14 protein-coding genes are annotated in these 17,103 nt (G+C 71.4%); 10 read left to right on the top strand and 4 right to left on the bottom strand.

Features of this window, described 5'->3' with window-relative positions; all coding sequences use genetic code 11:
* The first annotated feature begins 51 nt into the window (after positions 1-51).
* A complete protein-coding gene (locus AB0K18_RS14165) occupies positions 52-756 on the top strand; it encodes an FCD domain-containing protein (RefSeq protein WP_364914659.1) in 705 nt (234 codons plus the stop codon).
* 42 nt (positions 757-798) lie between these two features.
* On the top strand, positions 799-1,557 hold the full coding sequence (locus AB0K18_RS14160) for a hypothetical protein (RefSeq protein WP_364914427.1): 759 nt from the start codon (positions 799-801) through the stop codon (positions 1,555-1,557).
* Between the two features lie 111 nt (positions 1,558-1,668).
* On the opposite strand, the gene AB0K18_RS14155 is transcribed toward AB0K18_RS14160, so the two are convergent.
* The 3 genes from AB0K18_RS14155 to AB0K18_RS14145 form a co-directional block, all read right to left on the bottom strand.
* Complete coding sequence (locus AB0K18_RS14155; RefSeq protein WP_364914426.1) at positions 1,669-3,270, bottom strand: sulfite exporter TauE/SafE family protein; 1,602 nt, start codon at positions 3,268-3,270, stop codon at positions 1,669-1,671.
* Positions 3,267-4,505: a hypothetical protein gene (locus AB0K18_RS14150; protein WP_364914425.1), complete on the bottom strand. Its 1,239-nt coding sequence runs from the start codon at positions 4,503-4,505 to the stop codon at positions 3,267-3,269. The genes AB0K18_RS14155 and AB0K18_RS14150 overlap by 4 nt, the downstream gene beginning before the upstream one ends.
* Before the next feature lie 320 nt (positions 4,506-4,825).
* The gene (locus AB0K18_RS14145) at positions 4,826-6,202 is read right to left on the bottom strand and encodes a DUF4331 domain-containing protein (RefSeq protein ID WP_364914424.1); all 1,377 of its coding nucleotides are present in this window, start codon (positions 6,200-6,202) and stop codon (positions 4,826-4,828) included.
* Positions 6,203-6,439: 237 nt separating this feature from the next.
* Here AB0K18_RS14145 and AB0K18_RS14140 point away from each other — a divergent pair, with 237 nt between their 5' ends.
* The 5 genes from AB0K18_RS14140 (at position 6,440) to AB0K18_RS14120 (ending at position 11,828) form a co-directional block, all read left to right on the top strand.
* Positions 6,440-8,146 (top strand): ABC transporter ATP-binding protein, encoded by a 1,707-nt coding sequence (locus tag AB0K18_RS14140; RefSeq protein WP_364914423.1) that lies wholly within the window; start codon positions 6,440-6,442, stop codon positions 8,144-8,146.
* A gap of 120 nt (positions 8,147-8,266) precedes the next feature.
* On the top strand, positions 8,267-9,070 hold the full coding sequence (locus tag AB0K18_RS14135) for a MurR/RpiR family transcriptional regulator (protein ID WP_364914422.1): 804 nt from the start codon (positions 8,267-8,269) through the stop codon (positions 9,068-9,070).
* A gap of 81 nt (positions 9,071-9,151) precedes the next feature.
* Positions 9,152-9,838: an SDR family oxidoreductase gene (locus AB0K18_RS14130; protein ID WP_364914421.1), complete on the top strand. Its 687-nt coding sequence runs from the start codon at positions 9,152-9,154 to the stop codon at positions 9,836-9,838.
* A gap of 219 nt (positions 9,839-10,057) precedes the next feature.
* Positions 10,058-10,999: a sigma-70 family RNA polymerase sigma factor gene (locus AB0K18_RS14125; RefSeq protein WP_364914420.1), complete on the top strand. Its 942-nt coding sequence runs from the start codon at positions 10,058-10,060 to the stop codon at positions 10,997-10,999.
* Between the two features lie 67 nt (positions 11,000-11,066).
* A complete protein-coding gene (locus tag AB0K18_RS14120) occupies positions 11,067-11,828 on the top strand; it encodes an MOSC domain-containing protein (protein WP_364914419.1) in 762 nt (253 codons plus the stop codon).
* A gap of 24 nt (positions 11,829-11,852) precedes the next feature.
* On the opposite strand, the gene AB0K18_RS14115 is transcribed toward AB0K18_RS14120, so the two are convergent.
* A complete protein-coding gene (locus AB0K18_RS14115; protein ID WP_364914418.1) occupies positions 11,853-12,779 on the bottom strand; it encodes an iron-siderophore ABC transporter substrate-binding protein in 927 nt (308 codons plus the stop codon).
* A gap of 204 nt (positions 12,780-12,983) precedes the next feature.
* Between AB0K18_RS14115 and AB0K18_RS14110 the strand changes: the two genes are divergently transcribed.
* The 3 genes from AB0K18_RS14110 (at position 12,984) to AB0K18_RS14100 (ending at position 17,015) form a co-directional block, all read left to right on the top strand.
* Positions 12,984-14,297 (top strand): ammonium transporter, encoded by a 1,314-nt coding sequence (locus tag AB0K18_RS14110; RefSeq protein WP_364914417.1) that lies wholly within the window; start codon positions 12,984-12,986, stop codon positions 14,295-14,297.
* A complete protein-coding gene (locus tag AB0K18_RS14105) occupies positions 14,294-14,632 on the top strand; it encodes a P-II family nitrogen regulator (protein ID WP_345397847.1) in 339 nt (112 codons plus the stop codon). The genes AB0K18_RS14110 and AB0K18_RS14105 overlap by 4 nt, the downstream gene beginning before the upstream one ends.
* 157 nt (positions 14,633-14,789) lie before the next feature.
* Positions 14,790-17,015, top strand: coding sequence for a [protein-PII] uridylyltransferase (locus AB0K18_RS14100; protein WP_364914416.1), 2,226 nt, complete (start codon positions 14,790-14,792; stop codon positions 17,013-17,015).
* Positions 17,016-17,103 lie beyond the last annotated feature (88 nt).

Below are 17,103 nucleotides of genomic sequence, written 5' to 3'. Positions count from 1 at the left end.
TGGGATCACTTGTCAAGGCCTGAGGACACGTTGGACGAGTCGGCGCGTTTGATGACGGTGTTGCGGCCGGTCAGGGCCGGCAACGCCTTCGAGGAGACGGTCGAGCGGCTGCTCCAGGCGATCAAGCTCGGCGTCGTCCCGCCGGGGGGCAAGCTGCCGCCCGAGCGCGAGCTGGCCGTCCAGCTCGGCATCAGCCGGGTCACCCTCCGTGAGGCCATCAGGGCGCTGTCCGACGCCGGGTACCTCGACGTGCGCAGGGGGCGCTATGGCGGGGCCTTCGTGACGTACCGGCCGCCCGAGCCCGACGCAGGCAAGGCCCGCGAGGCCCTCCAGGAGATGGGGGCCGACGAGCTGTCCGACGCGCTCACCTTCCGGCTCGCCCTCGAATGCGGCGCCGCCCAGGTGCTCGCCGCCTCGCCGCTCAGCGACGCCACCCGCGAGGCGCTGCTGCGCCGGCTCACCGAGCTGAACGCCGCCGGGCTCGACGACTACCGCCGGCTCGACACCGCCTTCCACCTGTCCATCGCCGAGCTGACCGGCTCTTCCCTGCTCGCCGCCGGCTGCGCCGACGCCCGCTCCCGGGTCAGTGACCTGCTCGACGCCATCCCCATGCTGCAGGTCAACCTCGACCACGCCGCCGTCCAGCACCGGGCCATCGTGGACGCCATCCTCGCCGCCGACCCCGACGCCGCCAGGCGGGCCGTCGCCGAGCACCTGGAGGGCACCGCCGCGCTGCTGCGCGCGTTCCTGGCGTGACCCGACCGGTTTGTGCGGCTCGTACCATCGATCTCAAGGGTCATGGGGCACTGGTTTCAGCACAGCATCGTCGCCACAGGACGGCTTCCGCTGTTCTGCTACTTCGTCATGCTCATCGTGGCCTTCATCGCCACCCGCATCAACGTCCGGCTGATCAGGGCGAAGATCGGCTGGTTCCGCAACTTCACCGTCGGCGAGATGCACATCCACCACGTGGTTTTCGGTGTCGTGCTCATGCTGATCGGCGGCGTCGCGCTCATCGTCTCGCCCGGCTCCCAGGTCGGCACCGCCGTCGCCGCGTCCGTCTTCGGGGTGGGGTCCGCGCTCGTGCTCGACGAGTTCGCGCTCATCCTGCACCTGCACGACGTCTACTGGGAGGAGGAGGGGCGCACGTCGGTCGACGCCGTGTTCATCGCGATCGCCGTCAGCGGGCTGCTGCTCATCGGCCTGCGGCCCCTCACCTGGGACTACGGCACCCCTGTCGTCAACCCGGCGGCGCTCATCGTGGCCAACCTCGTCCTCGCCGTCGTCACCCTGCTCAAGGGCAAGATCTGGACGGGCATGGCCGGGCTGTTCGTCCCACCCATGCTGCTGGTGGGCGCCCTCCGGCTGGCCCGCCCCGGGTCGCCGTGGGCCCGCTGGTTCATCGCCGGGCGGTCGCCCCGCAAGCTCGCCAAGGCCGTACACCGGGAGGAACGGTGGCGCCGGCCGGTCATCCGGGCGAAAATCGCCTTCCAGGAGTTCCTCTCCGGCCGCCACGACCTCCCCTCCACCCGCCGCCCCCGCCGCTCCCGAACGTGAGCCGTCCAACGGTGATCTCGGGACGGCTCGGTGCACCCGTGACATGGCCTTGAAACGGACACAGGACCTACGGCTGGACGCGGGATCGGGACCTACTGCCGGACACGGGGCTCACAGTGCGGCCATTGAGCGCAGGGCCAGCCCCGCGCCCAGGACGATCACCATCGCAGCCGTCCCCATCGGCGCCAGGCCCGACAACCGCGCGGCCAGCCGCCGTCCCTTGGCGGCCCGCCGCTCCAGCCGGTCCACGAGTTTGACGAGGAGCAGACCGGTCACGGTGAGCGTCGCGGCCATCCCGAGACCGTAGGCGGTGACCAGCGCCACCCCGAACCAGGTCCGGCCGAGCGCGATCGCACCGAGGAGCACGATGAGCGCCGACGGACTCGGCACCAGCCCGCCAGCCACCCCCAACCCCACCAACCCACCCCGCCTACCACCGTGCGCGTGCGTGTGCGCGTGCCCGTGGGTGTGGCCGTGGCCAGAAGTGTGGGTGTGGTTGTGGTGGTCTTCTGGGGGGTGGCGGGTGGTGAGGAGGAGGCGGAGGCCGATCAGGGCGATCAGGGCGCCGCTGGCCACGCCGAGCCAGCTCAGCACCGTCTCGCCGGCCAGCGCCGTGAAGACGGTCAGCAGCAGGCCCACCACCAGCACTCCGGCCGTGTGGGTGGCCGTCACCGTCGCGCCCACCACCAGGGCGTCGCGTGGGCGTCCACGGCGCCCGGCCAGGTACGCGGCCATGATGGTCTTGCCATGGCCCGGGATCAGCGCGTGCCCTGCCCCGAGGACGACCGCCAGCCCCACCGCCAGCAGCCCCAACGGCACCGTCAGCGTGTCCGAGCCGATCAGCGCGGTGAACGTACGATCCAGGGCGGCCAGCGCATCCCCGACCGGCCCGCCGATCTCGATCCCCGGCCCGCCGGGCAGCGTGGCGTTGACCTCGTCTCCTGTGACGCCGGGCTCGGGTCCCGTGCCGCCGGGTAGCGCCTCGCCGGGCTTGGCTTTGCGGCTGTCGGGCGGCGTGGCGGCGGTTTCGTTTCCTTCGCCCCTGGGTGGTGTGGTGTCGCGCGACGGTGGTGGGACCGTGGCGGGGGAGACGGTGAAGGTGGCGGTGCGTTGGTCGAGGGGGGCCGTCAGGAGGTCGTCGGGGTAGGTGCGCAGTTCCTGGCTGATGCTCGTCGCAGGTACCGAGGAGGTGGTCAGGCGGACGCCGTTACCGGTGGCGGTGATCTCGCGCCAGCCGAGCCTGTCCTGCTCGAACCCGTCGGTGAAGGTCACGGCCCCTGATGCGCGGACCTCGGCGACGAGCCGGCAGGACAGGCGGCTGGTTCGCAGCCCGCCCTCACCGGGCGCGTACGCGAACGCCGCGGACTCCACCCGCCACGGCACCACCCGGCCCGCCACCTTGAGCCGGTGGGCGGCGGCCAGCGCGGCGCACCGGCGGGCGGCGTAGGCGGACCCGGCGGCGCTCACCTCCTGCTCCGCCTGAACAGTGGGCAACTCGGCCAGATCCACGACGGCGAGGTTCCGGACGTGGGAGGGCGTGACCCGCAGCCCGTTGTAGTGATTGACCGTGAACCGCCCCAGGGGATGCGCCACCACGCCGACCTGCGGCGCGCTCGCCTGAGCGGCGGCCGTGTCGCCGGGCAGCAGCGCGGCCCCCAGGGACAGGCCCAGGAACAGGAGGGTGGTGATGGCGAGGAGGAGGGCGCGGCTCATGAGAACCTCGCCAGGGCCGGGAGGCCGGGGTCGAAGCCGCGGCCGGAGTGCGCGTCGGAGGCCTTGGTGAGGCCCAGGGATTGTTCTATGCGGGTGCGGTGGTAGGTCAGTAGCGGGTTTTTCCAGCCTGTTCCGGTGGCGCGTTTTGCGTAGGGGAGGGCTTTCTCGGGGGTGCCGGCCTTGAAGAGGGACCAGGCCAGGGCGTCGGCGGCCACCAGGTTGGGGTTGCGGGTGTACTCCGCCCTTGCGTGGCGGACGGCGGCTTTCGGGTCGCCGTGGTCGGCTTCGAACTCGGCCCAGGTCAGGTCGTCGCGCACTCCGGCCGCCTCGTAGAGCTTGCGCTGGGCTTCCAGGAGGGTCCAGTCGGCGGGGAGGCCGGCTTTGATGCGGGTCTCGCCCTGCTCGATGAGGTACTGGGGGAGGGGGAGCCGTTGGACCACCTGGTCGTACAGGGACAGGGCTTCGGTCAGGCGGCCGTCCAAGGCGGCGACCTTGGCCTGGCCTGCAAGAGCCGGGGTGTAGGCGGGGTAGGCGCTCAGGGCGTCGGCGTAGTGGCGGGCGGCGGTTTCCAGGTCTCCCTCGTGGAGGGCCAGTTCGCCCTGGTAGTAGCGGGCGTAGGCGCGGTCGGCGGGGAGCCAGGCGTCCTCGTGGGCGTAGTCGAGGTACGTGCGGGCCGTCTCCACGTCCCCGCGCAGCTCGGCGGCGTAGGAGGCGCGGGTGAAGGCGGCCACGCCCGGGCGCAGGGCCATCATCGCGTCCACGGCCTGCTGGGCGGCGCGCAGGTCGCCCAGCTGGGTGCGGGCGTCGGCGAGCACGCCGTACGCGGCGGCGGCGTACGGGTTGGCGTCGACGGCGCTCTCGGCCAGCTCGGCGGCCCTGGCGAACTCGTGCCTGGCCGCCGCCAGTGCGGCCTGCCCCGTGAGCACCGCGTCGTCCTTCGGGGCGATCCTCGCGGCCGTGGCGAGTGCGCCTTCCGCCTTCGTGTACGCGGATGGGTCGCCGGTGAGGCGGGCCTGGTCGATGTGGTGGGTGGCGAGCTCGGCCCAGCCCCTGTGGTCGCCGGGCAGCCGTCTGAGCCGTTCCTGCAGAGTCTCCCGGCGTTCCTGCAGGGTCTCGGTCTCCCGGCGGGATGGGTCGGCCGCCGGCGCGGGCGTCGGGGCCGAGGAGAACGAGACGAGGGTGATGAGCACCGCCCCTACGAGGGCGAGTCCGGCGAAGAGGGCGAGGGCACGCATGTGGCTGGGCTCCAGAGGAGGATGCGGGGGCCGTGAGTCTCCACGGGGGCGCGGGTGGTCGTCATGAGGTGTGCGGAGTGGATTGTGTGGGTGTGCGCGGCGGGTGGGGGCGCGTTGCGTGGGGGTGCGCGGGGTGTGTTGTGAGGGTGGCGGGTGCGGTGCGGTGTGAGAGTCCCGCGTGGGTGGGGTGAGCCGGCCGGCTGTGACGGGGGCACGGCCGGCCGGCTCCTTTCCTGTGGCGGCAGACGTTGGGAGACGGGAGGTCTGCCGCCGGGGGAGGACCGGCCGGTTCGGAGAGGAGACCGGCCGGTCGACGATGGTCAGCGCTGGTTGACGGCCACGTTGCTCGGCAGCGGGATGTACGGGAACGCCGGCAGCATCGGCTTGTCGTTGCCGTCCACCTTGTCCGTCAGGCCGGCCACCAGCTTGCCGGTCTGCGCGGCCCCGGCCACGGCCTGGAGCGAGATGTCCACGACGTCGTCGGTGAGCCGCCGGCCGTTCGGGAAGCCCTGGAGGTCACCGCCGAGCACGCCGAGCCGGTTCGGGTCCTTGGCGGGCGGGATCGACATGTTGAGCCGGAGCATCTCCGAGGGCCGCAGCTTGCCGGCGTCCTTGTTGAGCACCTGCGAGTTGAGGTCGGCCTTGATGGGGCCGTTCTGCTTGGCGATGCCGGTCAGGAAGATCTCGACGAGGTCGGCGCGCGGGGTGGCGGGCGCCTTGATGCCGTAGACGGCCTGCAGCAGCCTGGCCACCTCGGGGTCGGTGACGCGGTCCACGAGCACCTTGACGCCGGCGTCCTTGGACGGGTCGAGCGCGTTGTAGGCGTCCTTGAGCCCGGCGGAGGCCACCAGCTCGTTGACCAGCGGGTTGCACAGGCGGGAGACCTGCACGTACGAGCTGCCGTTGAACTTGTCGGTGGTGGAGCAGACGCCGATCACGGGGTTGCGCTTGGGGTCGCCCTTGAGCGCGACCTCGGCGGCGGGGACCTGGACGGCCACGCTGTTGACGTTGTAGCCCTTGAGCGTGTCCTGGCCGACGAGGGACAGGTTGCCCCCGTACAGGAAGTCGAACACGCGCAGGTCGAGGAAGAACGCCTCGTCCGACTGCCCGGCGAAGCTCTTGCCGCCGCCCGGCAGGGTCTTGATGGCCTGGTCGCGCAGGGCGCCGTAGTCGGGCATCGAGGCGCGGCCGACGTTGCTGGGGGCGACGACGCCGTCGGAGACCAGCGTCCTGGTCCCGCCCTGGGTGATCCGCTTGAGCGTGTAGCGCTGGCGGAAGAGCAGGTTGGGGTCGTCGAGCGAGGTGACGGGGCCGTTGTTGTAGAGGAACGTCGTGGTGCCGCGTCTGTCCTCGTTGCGGAACGACCACTGGTAGGTGATGTCCGTCTTGGCGTCACCGTCGTTGTCGATCTTTATGTTGTACCGCGACCTGGTGGCGAACGGGTAGAAGTTCGGGCCGCCGTTGGGCTCCTCGAACGGGATCCAGTTCGCCATCAGGGTCACGGTGCCGGCTTTGTCGGGGCTCACGAACGCGTACACGTCGGTGTTGTCGTGCTGAGGGTCCCCCGAGATCATCGGGGCTTCGCGGTGCGAGGAAGCGTCGCCGGAGTCGGTGCGGAACGCGGCCAGGGACGACGCGGCGACCGCTGCGGCGAGGCCAAGTCCGACTAGAGCGCGCCGGTTGATCCGGAGCTCCATGTTCGGTCCTTTCGAAGGGCTGATCGTGACGTACGAGGGATCCGGCCGGGTTCCTCGACGCCCTATTCGTCCGGCGGCGGCCGTTGGATGCAGGAGATTTCAGCTCCTCCTCAAGGAGGAGATGTCAACCAAAGTTGACATACTCAGGTCGTCAATTTAGGTTGACCCGTGTCGGGGGTGCGGTTCGCGTGGTCCCGTTCGTTGGGCAAGTCGAGAAATGTCGTGAGAGGAGATGTGGTGGTCAAGGAGTTGCTCGCCTACCTGCGCCCGCACAGGAAGATCCTTCTTGTGGGCGGGCTGCTGGGCCTGATCGGCTCGGCGGCGGGCCTCGCGATGCCGTTGCTGGCGAAGTACGTCGTGGACGCCTTCGGCCAGAACGGCTCCCTGGCCGGGCCGTTACTCGGGCTGACCGTCGCGGTGCTGGTCGGCGCCGTGGTCTCGGCCGGAGGTGGCTATCTGATGGAACGTACGGGCGAGGGCATCGTGCTCGGCGCCCGCCGCAGGCTCGTGGACCGGATGTTGCGGCTCAGGGTGGCCGACGTGGACCGGCTCAAGCCCGGCGACCTGCTGTCGCGGGTGACCGGTGACACGACGTTGCTGCGCTCGGTGCTCACCAACGGCGTCGTGGACTCGGTCAGCTCGGCGTTCATGCTGGTCGGCGCCATCGTGCTGATGGCCGCCATGGACGGCGTGCTGCTGCTCGTCACCCTGCTCGTCGTGGTGGTGATCGGCGGGCTGGTCGCGCTCATCATGCCGCGCATCCAGCGGGCGCAGACGCAGGCGCAGGAGGCCGTGGGCGAGATGGGGGCCGTGCTGGACCGGGCGCTGCAGGCGTACCGGACGGTCAAGGCCAGCGGCGCGGAGGAGCGGGAGATCGCCGAGGTCGGCGTGGCCGCCACGCGCGCCCGCGACCGCGGGCTGCAGGTCGCCGGCTGGACGTCGCTCGCGGGGGTGGCGACGTGGATGGCGGTGCAGATCGCGTTCCTCGCCGTGCTGGCCGTCGGCGGCGCGCGGGTCTCGTCGGGCACGCTGGAGGTCTCGTCGCTGATCGCGTTCCTGCTCTATCTGTTCTACCTGGTGCCGCCGATCGGGCAGCTCGTGCAGGGCGGGGTGCAGCTGCAGCAGGGGCTGGCCGCGTTGCGGCGGATCAAGGAGGTCGAGGACCTGCCGGCCGAGCCCGCAGGCGTCGTCCCGAGCGAGGACGCCAGGCCGATCGGGGTGCAGTTCCGCGACGTCGTCTTCCGGTACGGCGAGGACCGGCCCGTCGTGCATGACGGCGTCACCTTCGAGGTGCCGCCCGGCGGCCTGACCGCGCTGGTGGGCCCGTCGGGAGCGGGCAAGTCGACGGTGTTCGCGCTGCTCGAACGCTTCTACGAGCACCAGGGCGGGCAGATCCTGGTGGACGGCCGCGACATCCGCGACTGGCCGCTCGGCGAGCTGCGCGCCGCGCTCGGCTACGTCGAGCAGGACGCCCCCGTCCTGGCCGGCACGCTGCGGGAGAACCTGCTCTTCGCCGCACAGGACGCCACCGAGGAGGAGCTGCGGGCGGCGATCGCGCGCACCAGGCTGGACGACCTCGTCGCCCGGCTGCCCGACGGGCTGGAGACCCCGGTCGGCCACCGCGGCGTGCTGCTGTCCGGCGGCGAGCGGCAGCGCGTGGCCATCGCCAGGGCGCTGCTGCGCAAGCCCAGGCTGCTGCTGCTCGACGAGGCCACCTCCCAGCTCGACGCGGTCAACGAGCTGCGGCTGCGCGAGGTCATCGCCGAGGTCGCGGCGGAGACCACGGTGCTGGTCATCGCGCACCGCCTCTCGACGGTGACGGGCGCCGACCGGATCGTGGTGATGGAGGGCGGCGGCGTACGCGCGGTCGGCAGCCACGACGAGCTGGTGGGCTCCGACGAGCTCTACAGGGAGCTGGCGGCCACCCAGTTCCTGGTCGGCTGACGGTGCCTGACCAGGGATAACGTTGCCCATGGGGAGTGGGCGCACGGGTGGGCGGGATGAGAACGGCGGGTCCTGTGCGTTGAGGGTGGCGTGGCGGACGGATATCACGGTGGGCTTGAGATGCTGCTGGATGGCCGGAGGCTGTCGCCCGTACAGCACAGGATCGCCGACTACCTCAGTGAGCACCTCGACGAGGCGATCTTCCTGTCGAGCGTCGAGCTGGCCGAACGGGCCGGGGTCAGCCAGCCCTCCGTGACCCGCTTCGCGATGGTGCTGGGCTTCACCGGCTACCCCGAGCTGCGGCAGGCGCTGCGCCCCCTCGTGCTCGGCGGGGGCGCGGAGTCGCCGCACGAGAGCCTGCTGCGCACCGCCATCGACTGCGAGATCCGCAACCTCGCCGCGCTCAGGGAGCGCCTGTCCCACTTCCCGCTCAAGGAACTGGGCGAGCACCTCGCCGCCACCGAGCCGCTGCCGGTGCTGGGCCTGCGGGCCTCGTGCGGGCTGGCCACCACGTTCGCCTACTACGCCCGCCGCATTCATCCCGACGTGCGGCTGCTCGTCCACGGCGGCTCCGAGCTGGCCGAGGGGCTGCACGCGGCCCAGCGGGCGGGCGCCGAGTGGGTGGTGGCCGTGGTGCTGCCGCGCTATCCCGCCGAGACGTTGCGGGCCCTGGAGTACGCCACCAAGCTCGGCCTGCGGGTCGCCGCCATCACCGACAGGGTGGGGCTGCCCGCCGAGGTCGTGCTCGACGCGCCCGTGGGCGACGGCTTCGTCTTCAACTCACACGCCGCGCCGCTGATGCTGGCCATGGCGCTGGTGGAGGCCATGGCCGAGGCCGTGCCGCTGCGGACGCGGGCCAGGCTGGAGGAGTACGAGCGGATGACCGAGGAGACCGGCACCTTCCTGACCGGCGACCCCGCCTGACCGCGGCGGCGGACAGGCCTCAAGGCCCGTGCCCAGCCCGCCGTGCGCCCGCGCGGCGGTCAAGGTCAATAAGCTGCCGCCATGACTGAACGACCGAAGGCGCTGGTCACCGGCGCCTCCCGAGGGGTGGGCGCGGCCGTCGCGCGGGCCCTGGCCTCCACCCACGACGTCCTGCTCGGCGGCCGTGACGAGCAGGCGCTGGCCGCGCTCGCCGCCGAGCTGCCCGGGGCGCGGCCCTGGCCGGTGGAGCTGACCGGGGTCACGCAGGCCGACGTCGCGGACATCGACCGGCTCGACGTGCTCGTCCACAGCGCCGGCGTGGCCACCCTCGGCCGCATCGCCGACCAGAGCGCCGACGCCTGGCGGCGCACGTACGAGGTCAACGTGGTCGCCGTCGCCGAGCTGACCAGGCTGCTGCTGCCCGCGCTCAGGCAGGCGGGCGGACACGTCGTGTGCGTGAACTCGGGCTCCGGGCAGCGGGCCAACCCCGAATGGGGCTCGTACGCGGCCAGCAAGTTCGCCCTGAAAGCGTTCGCCGACGTGCTGCGGCTGGAAGAGCCTCTGCTCAGGGTCACCACCGTCTATCCCGGCAGGATCGCCACCGACATGCAGCGGGGCGTGCGGGCGTACGAGGGCGGGGAGTTCGAGCCCGAGCGCTACCTGCGGCCGGAGAGTGTGGCGCGGGCCGTCGTCGCGACGATCAACGCGGGGCCCGACGCGCACCTCACCGAGCTGACCCTGCGTCCCAGGGGCGGTCCGGTGAACTGAGCCCACGCACGCGCGACCGTGGGGACGTAGGGTGGCCCCGGCCTCCCCTCCTGGCAGGGCGGCCCGGCCCATCCCTCGTTCACCAGGGGTTTCAGCGCGCTCTCCTCCTTGAGGAGGACATCCAGAACCCTCCCGCAGACGTAGTGCTTTAGGGAATCTTTGCTTCTGGCCGGACGTTGGCCGGGTATAGAACGCAGCTGCGGAACGAGGTGCCAGGGGATGGCAAGGCCTACGGGGAGTCGCACGCAGGAGCAGCACGTCGCCGAGCGCGATCTGCTGGGGACCTACCTGGCCGAGATCGGCCGGGTCCCGCTGCTCACGGCGGAGGAGGAAGTGGAGCTCGCCAAGCGGATCGAGGCGGGCCTGTTCGCCGAGCAGCTGCTCGACAGCGGGGGCACGGAGCCGCGCATCGGGGACGCGGCCGACGAGGAGCTTGAGCGGCTGGCCATTTCCGGCCGGCGGGCCAAGGAGGAGTTCATCCAGGCCAACCTGCGCCTGGTGGTGGCGGTGGCCAGGAAATACTCGGGCCGGGGGATGCCGCTGATCGACCTCGTCCAGGAGGGGAACCTGGGCCTGGTGCGGGCGGTGGAGAAGTTCGACTACCGGCGGGGTTACAAGTTCTCGACCTACGCGACGTGGTGGATCAGGCAGTCCGTCGGCCGGGCCATCCACGAGCAGGCCCGCCCGGTGCGGCTGCCCACCCACGCGGGGGAGCAGATGACCCGGCTCATGCGGGTCAGGCGCGACATGCTGGCCGAGTTCGACGTCGAGCCGACCGACGACGATCTCGCCGGCATCCTCGACCTGCCGATCGAGCGGGTGCGCGAGCTGCGGCGCTGGGCGTCCGACCCGGTGTCGTTGCAGCTCGGCGTGGGTGACGAGGACGAGACCGAGCTGGGCGACATGATCGCCGACGAGACGTGGGCCGATCCCGAGCAGCAGGCCATCGACATCCTGGAGCGTGAGCGGCTCGACCAGTGGCTCACCGGCCTCGAGGGACCGACCAGCGAGATGCTGCGCTGGCGCTACGGGCTGGTCGACGGGCGCGAGCACACGCTGACCGAGGTGGGCGAGCGTTACGGCATCGGCCGCGACCGCGCCCGCCGCATCGAGCGCGACGCGCTGGCCCGCCTGCGCAAGATGGCCACGGCCGCCGCCTGACGACCGAGCCGAGGGCCCGCTGACGTCCCCGAGGGGGAGGTGCGTCGGCGGGCCCTAGGCTTTGTGCATGCATGTGGAGATTCTGCGCCGTTATCCCGTGAAGTCGATGCTGGGCGAAGAGCTGGCCGAGAGCGTGGTGAGCGAGCGCGGGCTGGCCGGTGACCGGGCGCGGGCGGTGCTCGACGTGGCCACCGGGAAGATCGCCAGTGCCAAGAATCCACGGTTGTGGCGGCGGCTGCTCACCCTCGAAGGCGCTCGGGTGCCCGGTGACGCCGAGCTGTCGGAGCTGCTCGGGCGCGAGGTGCGGGTGATCGACGTGCCGCCGGAGGGGGCCGAGCTGGAGCGGTCGGTGCCGGAGCGGGTGCTGGCCGAGGGGATCGAGGCGGAGGTGCCGTACACGGTGGGGACGCTGGGGGCGGGCGCTCCCGCGGGCACGTTCTTCGACTTCGCGCCCCTCCACCTCATCACCACCTCCGCCCTCGGCGCGATCGGCACGCTGGGGCCGCGCGGGCGGGTCGAGGACGTGCGCTACCGGCCCAACCTGGTGATCGCCACCGAGGGGGAGGGGTTCGTCGAGAACGGCTGGGTGGACCGGCGGCTGCGCGTCGGCGACGAGGTGGAGCTGCACGTCATCGTGACCAGCCCGCGCTGCGCGATGCCGACGCTGGAGCACGGCGCGCTGGCCCGCGACACCGACGCGCTGCGCACCGTGGCCAGGCACAACCGGGTGCCGGTCTTCGACATGGGGCCGCAGCCGTGCGCCGGCGTCTACGCGCGGGTGACCCGCCCCGGCCGCGTCAGGAAGGGCGACCAGGTCACCCTCATCTGAACGCCCCGGCCCACACCCTTGGGGTCACGCCAGCGGGGCGAGGTGCTTGTCGAGGTCGTCGAGGATCTTGCCGGCGGCGGTGACGCCGATGCCGGTCATCCAGATCTCGTCATCCACGTTGTGGGCGTTGCCGGACTTGACCGCCGCGAGGTTCTTCCACAGGGGGCCGCCGGTGACCTCGGCCTGCGCCTTGGCGGCGTTCTCCCCGTACGCGCTGTAGAAGATCGCGTCACCGTCGGCCTTCGCGATGTTCTCCTGGCTCAGCTTGCCGAAGCGCCGGTCCTCCTGGTCGTTGAGCTGCTGCACCTCGGGCCGCGGGATGCCGGCGTCGCCGACGACGATGCCGCTGAACGACTGCGGCCCGTACATCCTGATCTCGGTCGGCATGAACCGGACGATGCTGACCTGCAGCTTGGAGTACTTGGCGCCGACCTCCTTCGCCCGTGTCCCGTACGCCGTCAGCAGCTGCTGCGCCTGCTCCTTCTTGCCCAAAGCCTCGGCGTCGAGCAGGAAGTTCTCCTTCCAGGTGATGCCGACCCGCTCGGTGAACACGGTCGGGGCGATCTTGGAGAGCTTGTCGTAGAAGGCGGCCTGGCGGAACTTCGAGCCGAGGATGAGGTCGGGCTTGAGCGCGATGATGGCCTCGACGTTCGGCTGCTGGAGGGTGCCGACGGGCTTGGTGCCGGCCAGGGCGGAGCCCAGGTATTCGGGCCAGGTCTGGTTCTCCTGGGCCTGGGCGGCTCCGACGGGCGCGAGGCCGAGCGAGACCATGGAGTCGAGCTTGTCGGTGTCGAGCACGACGACCCGCTTCGGCGTCATGGGCACCTTCGTCTCACCCATGGCGTGCTTGACGGTACGGGTGGGGCCCGCGTCCTCGGCCGTGGTGGACGTGCCACAGGCGGCGAGGGCGAGAACGGGCAGCATGGCGGCGATGGCCAGGCGTAGGCGCATGGGCGTTCCTTGATCGTTAGGTAAGGCAAACCTAAGTATCGCACGGACGATATTGCCGTGCTCAAAAGCGCTCTGTGAGACGTCCGAAACGCGTGCGAAACACCTCTGCGCCGAGATTCACGAATGTGAAACACACCTGGTCGAGCCACGAAACCCCGGGCGAACACGCTGTGGCCACACGTCACATGTAAGGAGGGTCGCGTCGTGAAGATCGACAGCGGCACGACTGCCTGGATGCTCGCGGCCACCGCGTTGGTGCTGTTGATGACACCGGGCCTCGCGCTTTTCTACGGGGGCATGACCAGGGCCAAGAGTGTCCTGAACATGATGATGATGTCGTTCGGCGCCATCGTCGTCGTGAGCATCGCCTGGATGCTCTACGGTCACTCACTCGCTTTCACAGAGAACCCCAGTTCAGCGCTCAACACCTTCGTCGGCGGCTTCGACGCCCTGGGCCTGCAGAGCCTGGTGAACACCGCGACCAGTGACGACGGCACCGGCATGCCGAGCCTCGTCTTCTCCGCCTTCCAGATGACGTTCGCCATCATCACCGTCGCGCTGATCAGCGGCGCCATCGCGGACCGCGCGAAGTTCGGCGCCTGGATGCTGTTCGGCGTCATCTGGGCCACGATCGTCTACTTCCCCGTCGCCCACTGGGTGTGGGGCGGCGGCTGGCTCAACTCGATGGGCATCGAGGACTTCGCGGGCGGCACGGTCGTCCACATCAACGCCGGAGCCGCGGCGCTCGCGCTGGCGCTGGTCCTCGGCAAGCGCCAGGGCTGGCGCAAGGAGCCGATGCGGCCGCACAACCTCACGCTGGTGCTGCTCGGCGCGGCGCTGCTGTGGTTCGGCTGGTTCGGCTTCAACGCCGGCTCCGAGCTGGTCGTCGACGGCATCGCCGGTCTGGCCTTCATGAACACGCAGGTCGCCACCGCGGTCGCGGTCGGCGCCTGGCTCACCGTGGAGAAGCTGCGTGACGGCCACGCCACCAGCCTCGGCGCCGCCTCCGGCGCGGTCGCCGGTCTGGTCGCCATCACCCCCGCCTGTGGTTTCGTCGACCCCTGGGCGGCCATGCTCATCGGCCTGCTCGCCGGCGCGGTCTGTGCCTACGCCGTGGGCCTGAAGTACAAGCTCGGCTACGACGACTCGCTCGACGTGGTCGGCGTGCACCTGGTCGGCGGCGTGATCGGCGCGGTCGCGCTCGGCTTCGTGGCCGCCTACCCCGCCACCGATGAGCAGAGCGAGGGCCTGTTCTACGGCGGCGGCTTCGGCCAGCTCGGGCTCCAGGTGCTCGGCCCGGTGGCCGTGGGCCTCTACTCCTTCGTCATCACCTGGATCATCGGGAAGATCATCGACAAGACGATGGGCTTCCGCATCAAGACCGAGGACGAGGTCACCGGCATCGACATCACCACGCACGCCGAGACCGGCTACGACCTCGGCACCGTTCACGCCTCCGGCGTGAGCTCCCCCAACGGCCCCGTCACGGCTCCCGCCACGAAGAAGGTGGACGCATGAGGCTCATCACCGCGATCATCAAGCCCTTCAAGCTCGATGACGTGAAGGCCGCGCTCGAACAGTTCGGCATCAAGGGCATGACGGTCAGCGAGGCCAGCGGCTACGGCCGGCAGCGCGGCCACACCGAGGTCTACCGCGGCGCCGAGTACCAGGTCGACCTGGTGCCCAAGGTACGCCTCGAGGTCCTCATCGAGGAGGACGACGCCGAGGACGTGATCGACGTCATCACCAAGGCGGCGCACACCGGCAAGATCGGCGACGGCAAGGTCTGGTCCGTGCCCGTCGACACCGTCATCCGGGTACGCACCGGCGAACGGGGTCCGGAAGCCCTGTGATGAATCCGCGGCGAAGCGCGGGCGCCCTCCCGGGGGCGTCCGCGCGGAGCGAGGCCCGACCGGCCGACGACGTCCGGCGGGGGGTTCACAGGGGGAAGGACCCGAGGCGAAGCCCGGACGAGGGCGTCCGGGCGGAGCTCTGCAAGGGGGCACTGCAGTGAGGGGAGAGGCCCGTTCGTACGCCGCGGCCCGCAAGGAGCGGACCGCGGACACCGACCGCTGGCTCAAGGATCTCTTCCGCACGGCGAGCGACGGCGACCAGGTCTCCCTGGTCGCCGTCGGCAGCCTGGGAAGGGGGGAGCCGGCGCCGGGCAGCGACCTCGACCTGGTGCTGCTCCACACCGGCCGCGCCGACGTGGCACGGATCGCCGACCGGATCTGGTATCCGATCTGGGACGCGGCGGTCGGTCTCGACCACTCCGTGCGCACGGTGGAAGAAGCGGTCTCGGTCGCCAGGCAGGACCTCAAGGCGGTGCTCGGCCTGATCCAGGCCAGGCACGTGGCCGGCGACCCCGATCTGACCAGGAAGGCCAGGGAGGCGGTGCTGGCCGAATGGCGGGCCGACTCGCGGCGCCGGCTCGGCGAGCTGCGGGAGGCCGCCGACCAGCGGGCGCAGGTCAGCGGGGAGCTGGCGTTCCTGCTGGAGCCCGATCTCAAGGACGGCCGCGGCGGGCTCCGCGACGTCCAGGCCATGCAGGCGGTGGCCGCCGCATGGGTCGCCTCGGCCCCCGGACCGCGGGCGCGCGAGGCGTACGAGTTCATCCTCGACGTGCGGCACGCGCTGCACGTCGTCACCGCCCGCGGCACCGACCGCCTGGCGCTCCAGGAGCAGGACGCGGTGGCCGGGCTGCTCGGCCTGCTCGACGCCGAGGCGCTGATGCGCCGGCTGGCCGAGGCGGGCCGCACGATCTCCCACGCCTTCGACGCGACCTGGCGCACCGTTGACAGGCTGGTGTCAGGCCCGGCTCCACGCGGGCGCCGCCCGCTGGCCGACGGCGTGGTGGAGCACGGCGGCGAGGTGGTCCTCGCGAGGGGGGTCGATCCGCGCAAGGATCCCGTCCTCGTGCTGCGCGCCGCGGCCGCCGCGGCCGACTCGGGGCTGCCGCTCGCGCCCGCGACGGTCTCCGTGCTCGCAGCTCAGTCGGCGCCGATGCCGGTGCCCTGGCCCGAGGAGGCCCGCGACGCGCTGGTGTCGATCCTCGGCGCGGGCCGCGCCGCCGTGCCCGTGTGGGAGGAGCTCGACCAGGCGGGCATCCTTGTCAAGTTGCTTCCTGACTGGGAGCGCGTACGCCACCGCCCCCAGCGCAACCCGATCCACCGGTTCACGGTCGACCGTCACCTGATCGAGGCCGCGGCCAACGCCGCCAGCCACACCCGCGAGGTCTCCAGGCCCGACCTGCTGCTGATCGCGGCGCTGCTGCACGACGTCGGCAAGGGCTGGCCTGGCGACCATTCGGCGACCGGCGAGGTGGTGGTCCGCGACATCGCGACCCGCATCGGCCTGCCGCCCGCCGACGTCGAGACGCTGGCCACCGTCGTACGCCACCACCTGCTGCTGCCCGAGACCGCCACCCGCAGGGACCTCGACGACCCCGTCACGATCGAGAAGGTCGCGGGCACGGTCGGCTCGCGCGAGGTGCTCGACCTGCTGGCCGCGCTGGCCGTCGCCGACGGCATCGCGACCGGGCCGGCCGCCTGGAACTCGTGGAAGGCCGGCCTGCTGGCCGACCTGGTCCGCCGGGTGCGCTCGGTGCTGGCCGGCTCGCCCCCGCCCAAGCCGCCGACGCTCTCGCCCGAGCAGGCCGGTCTCGCCCGCCACGGAGGTGGGGCCGTCCGGGTGCACGGGGGTGCGGTCACGGTCGTCGCGCCCGACCGGGTGGGGCTGCTGTGGAGCGCCGCCGGCGTGCTGTCGGCGCACCGGCTCGTGGTGCGCTCGGCGTCGTCGGCGTCCGCCGGTTCGACGGCGGTGATCGAGTTCTCCGTCATCCCCGAGTACGGCTCCCCGCCGGACCCCGCGACCCTCGAAGCCGATCTCCGTCTCGTCCTTGCCGGCCGTCTTGACATAGAGCAACGACTGGCCCGCCGCGCGAGGGCCGTCAGGCCGCCCCGCGTACCGGTCGCTCCACCCCGTGTGACCTTGGTTGATGACGCCTCTGCCACCGCCACGGTGGTCGAAGTCAGGGCCCATGACAGGCCGGGGCTCCTGTGGCGCATCGGACGGGCGTTCGGTGAGTGCGGTCTTGACGTGAGGGCCGCTCGCGTGGAGACTCTCGGCGCGGAGGCGGTGGACGTCTTCTACGTTGTGGACCGCGCTGGTCGCCCCCTCAGCGACGACGCGCAAAGGGCCCAAGTCCGCGATCAAGTCCTTGCCGCACTGCGATAACCAACAACACACGACAACCGGTCACGTTTGTAACGATTGTGTCCGATATGCCTGTTAAGTCAGATGCTGCGGATACCTTGTGGACGGT

The organism is Nonomuraea sp. NPDC049421 (genome assembly GCF_040677005.1).
GTDB lineage: Bacteria > Actinomycetota > Actinomycetes > Streptosporangiales > Streptosporangiaceae > Nonomuraea > Nonomuraea salmonea.
This window is presented reverse-complemented; position numbering and strand designations above follow the sequence as displayed.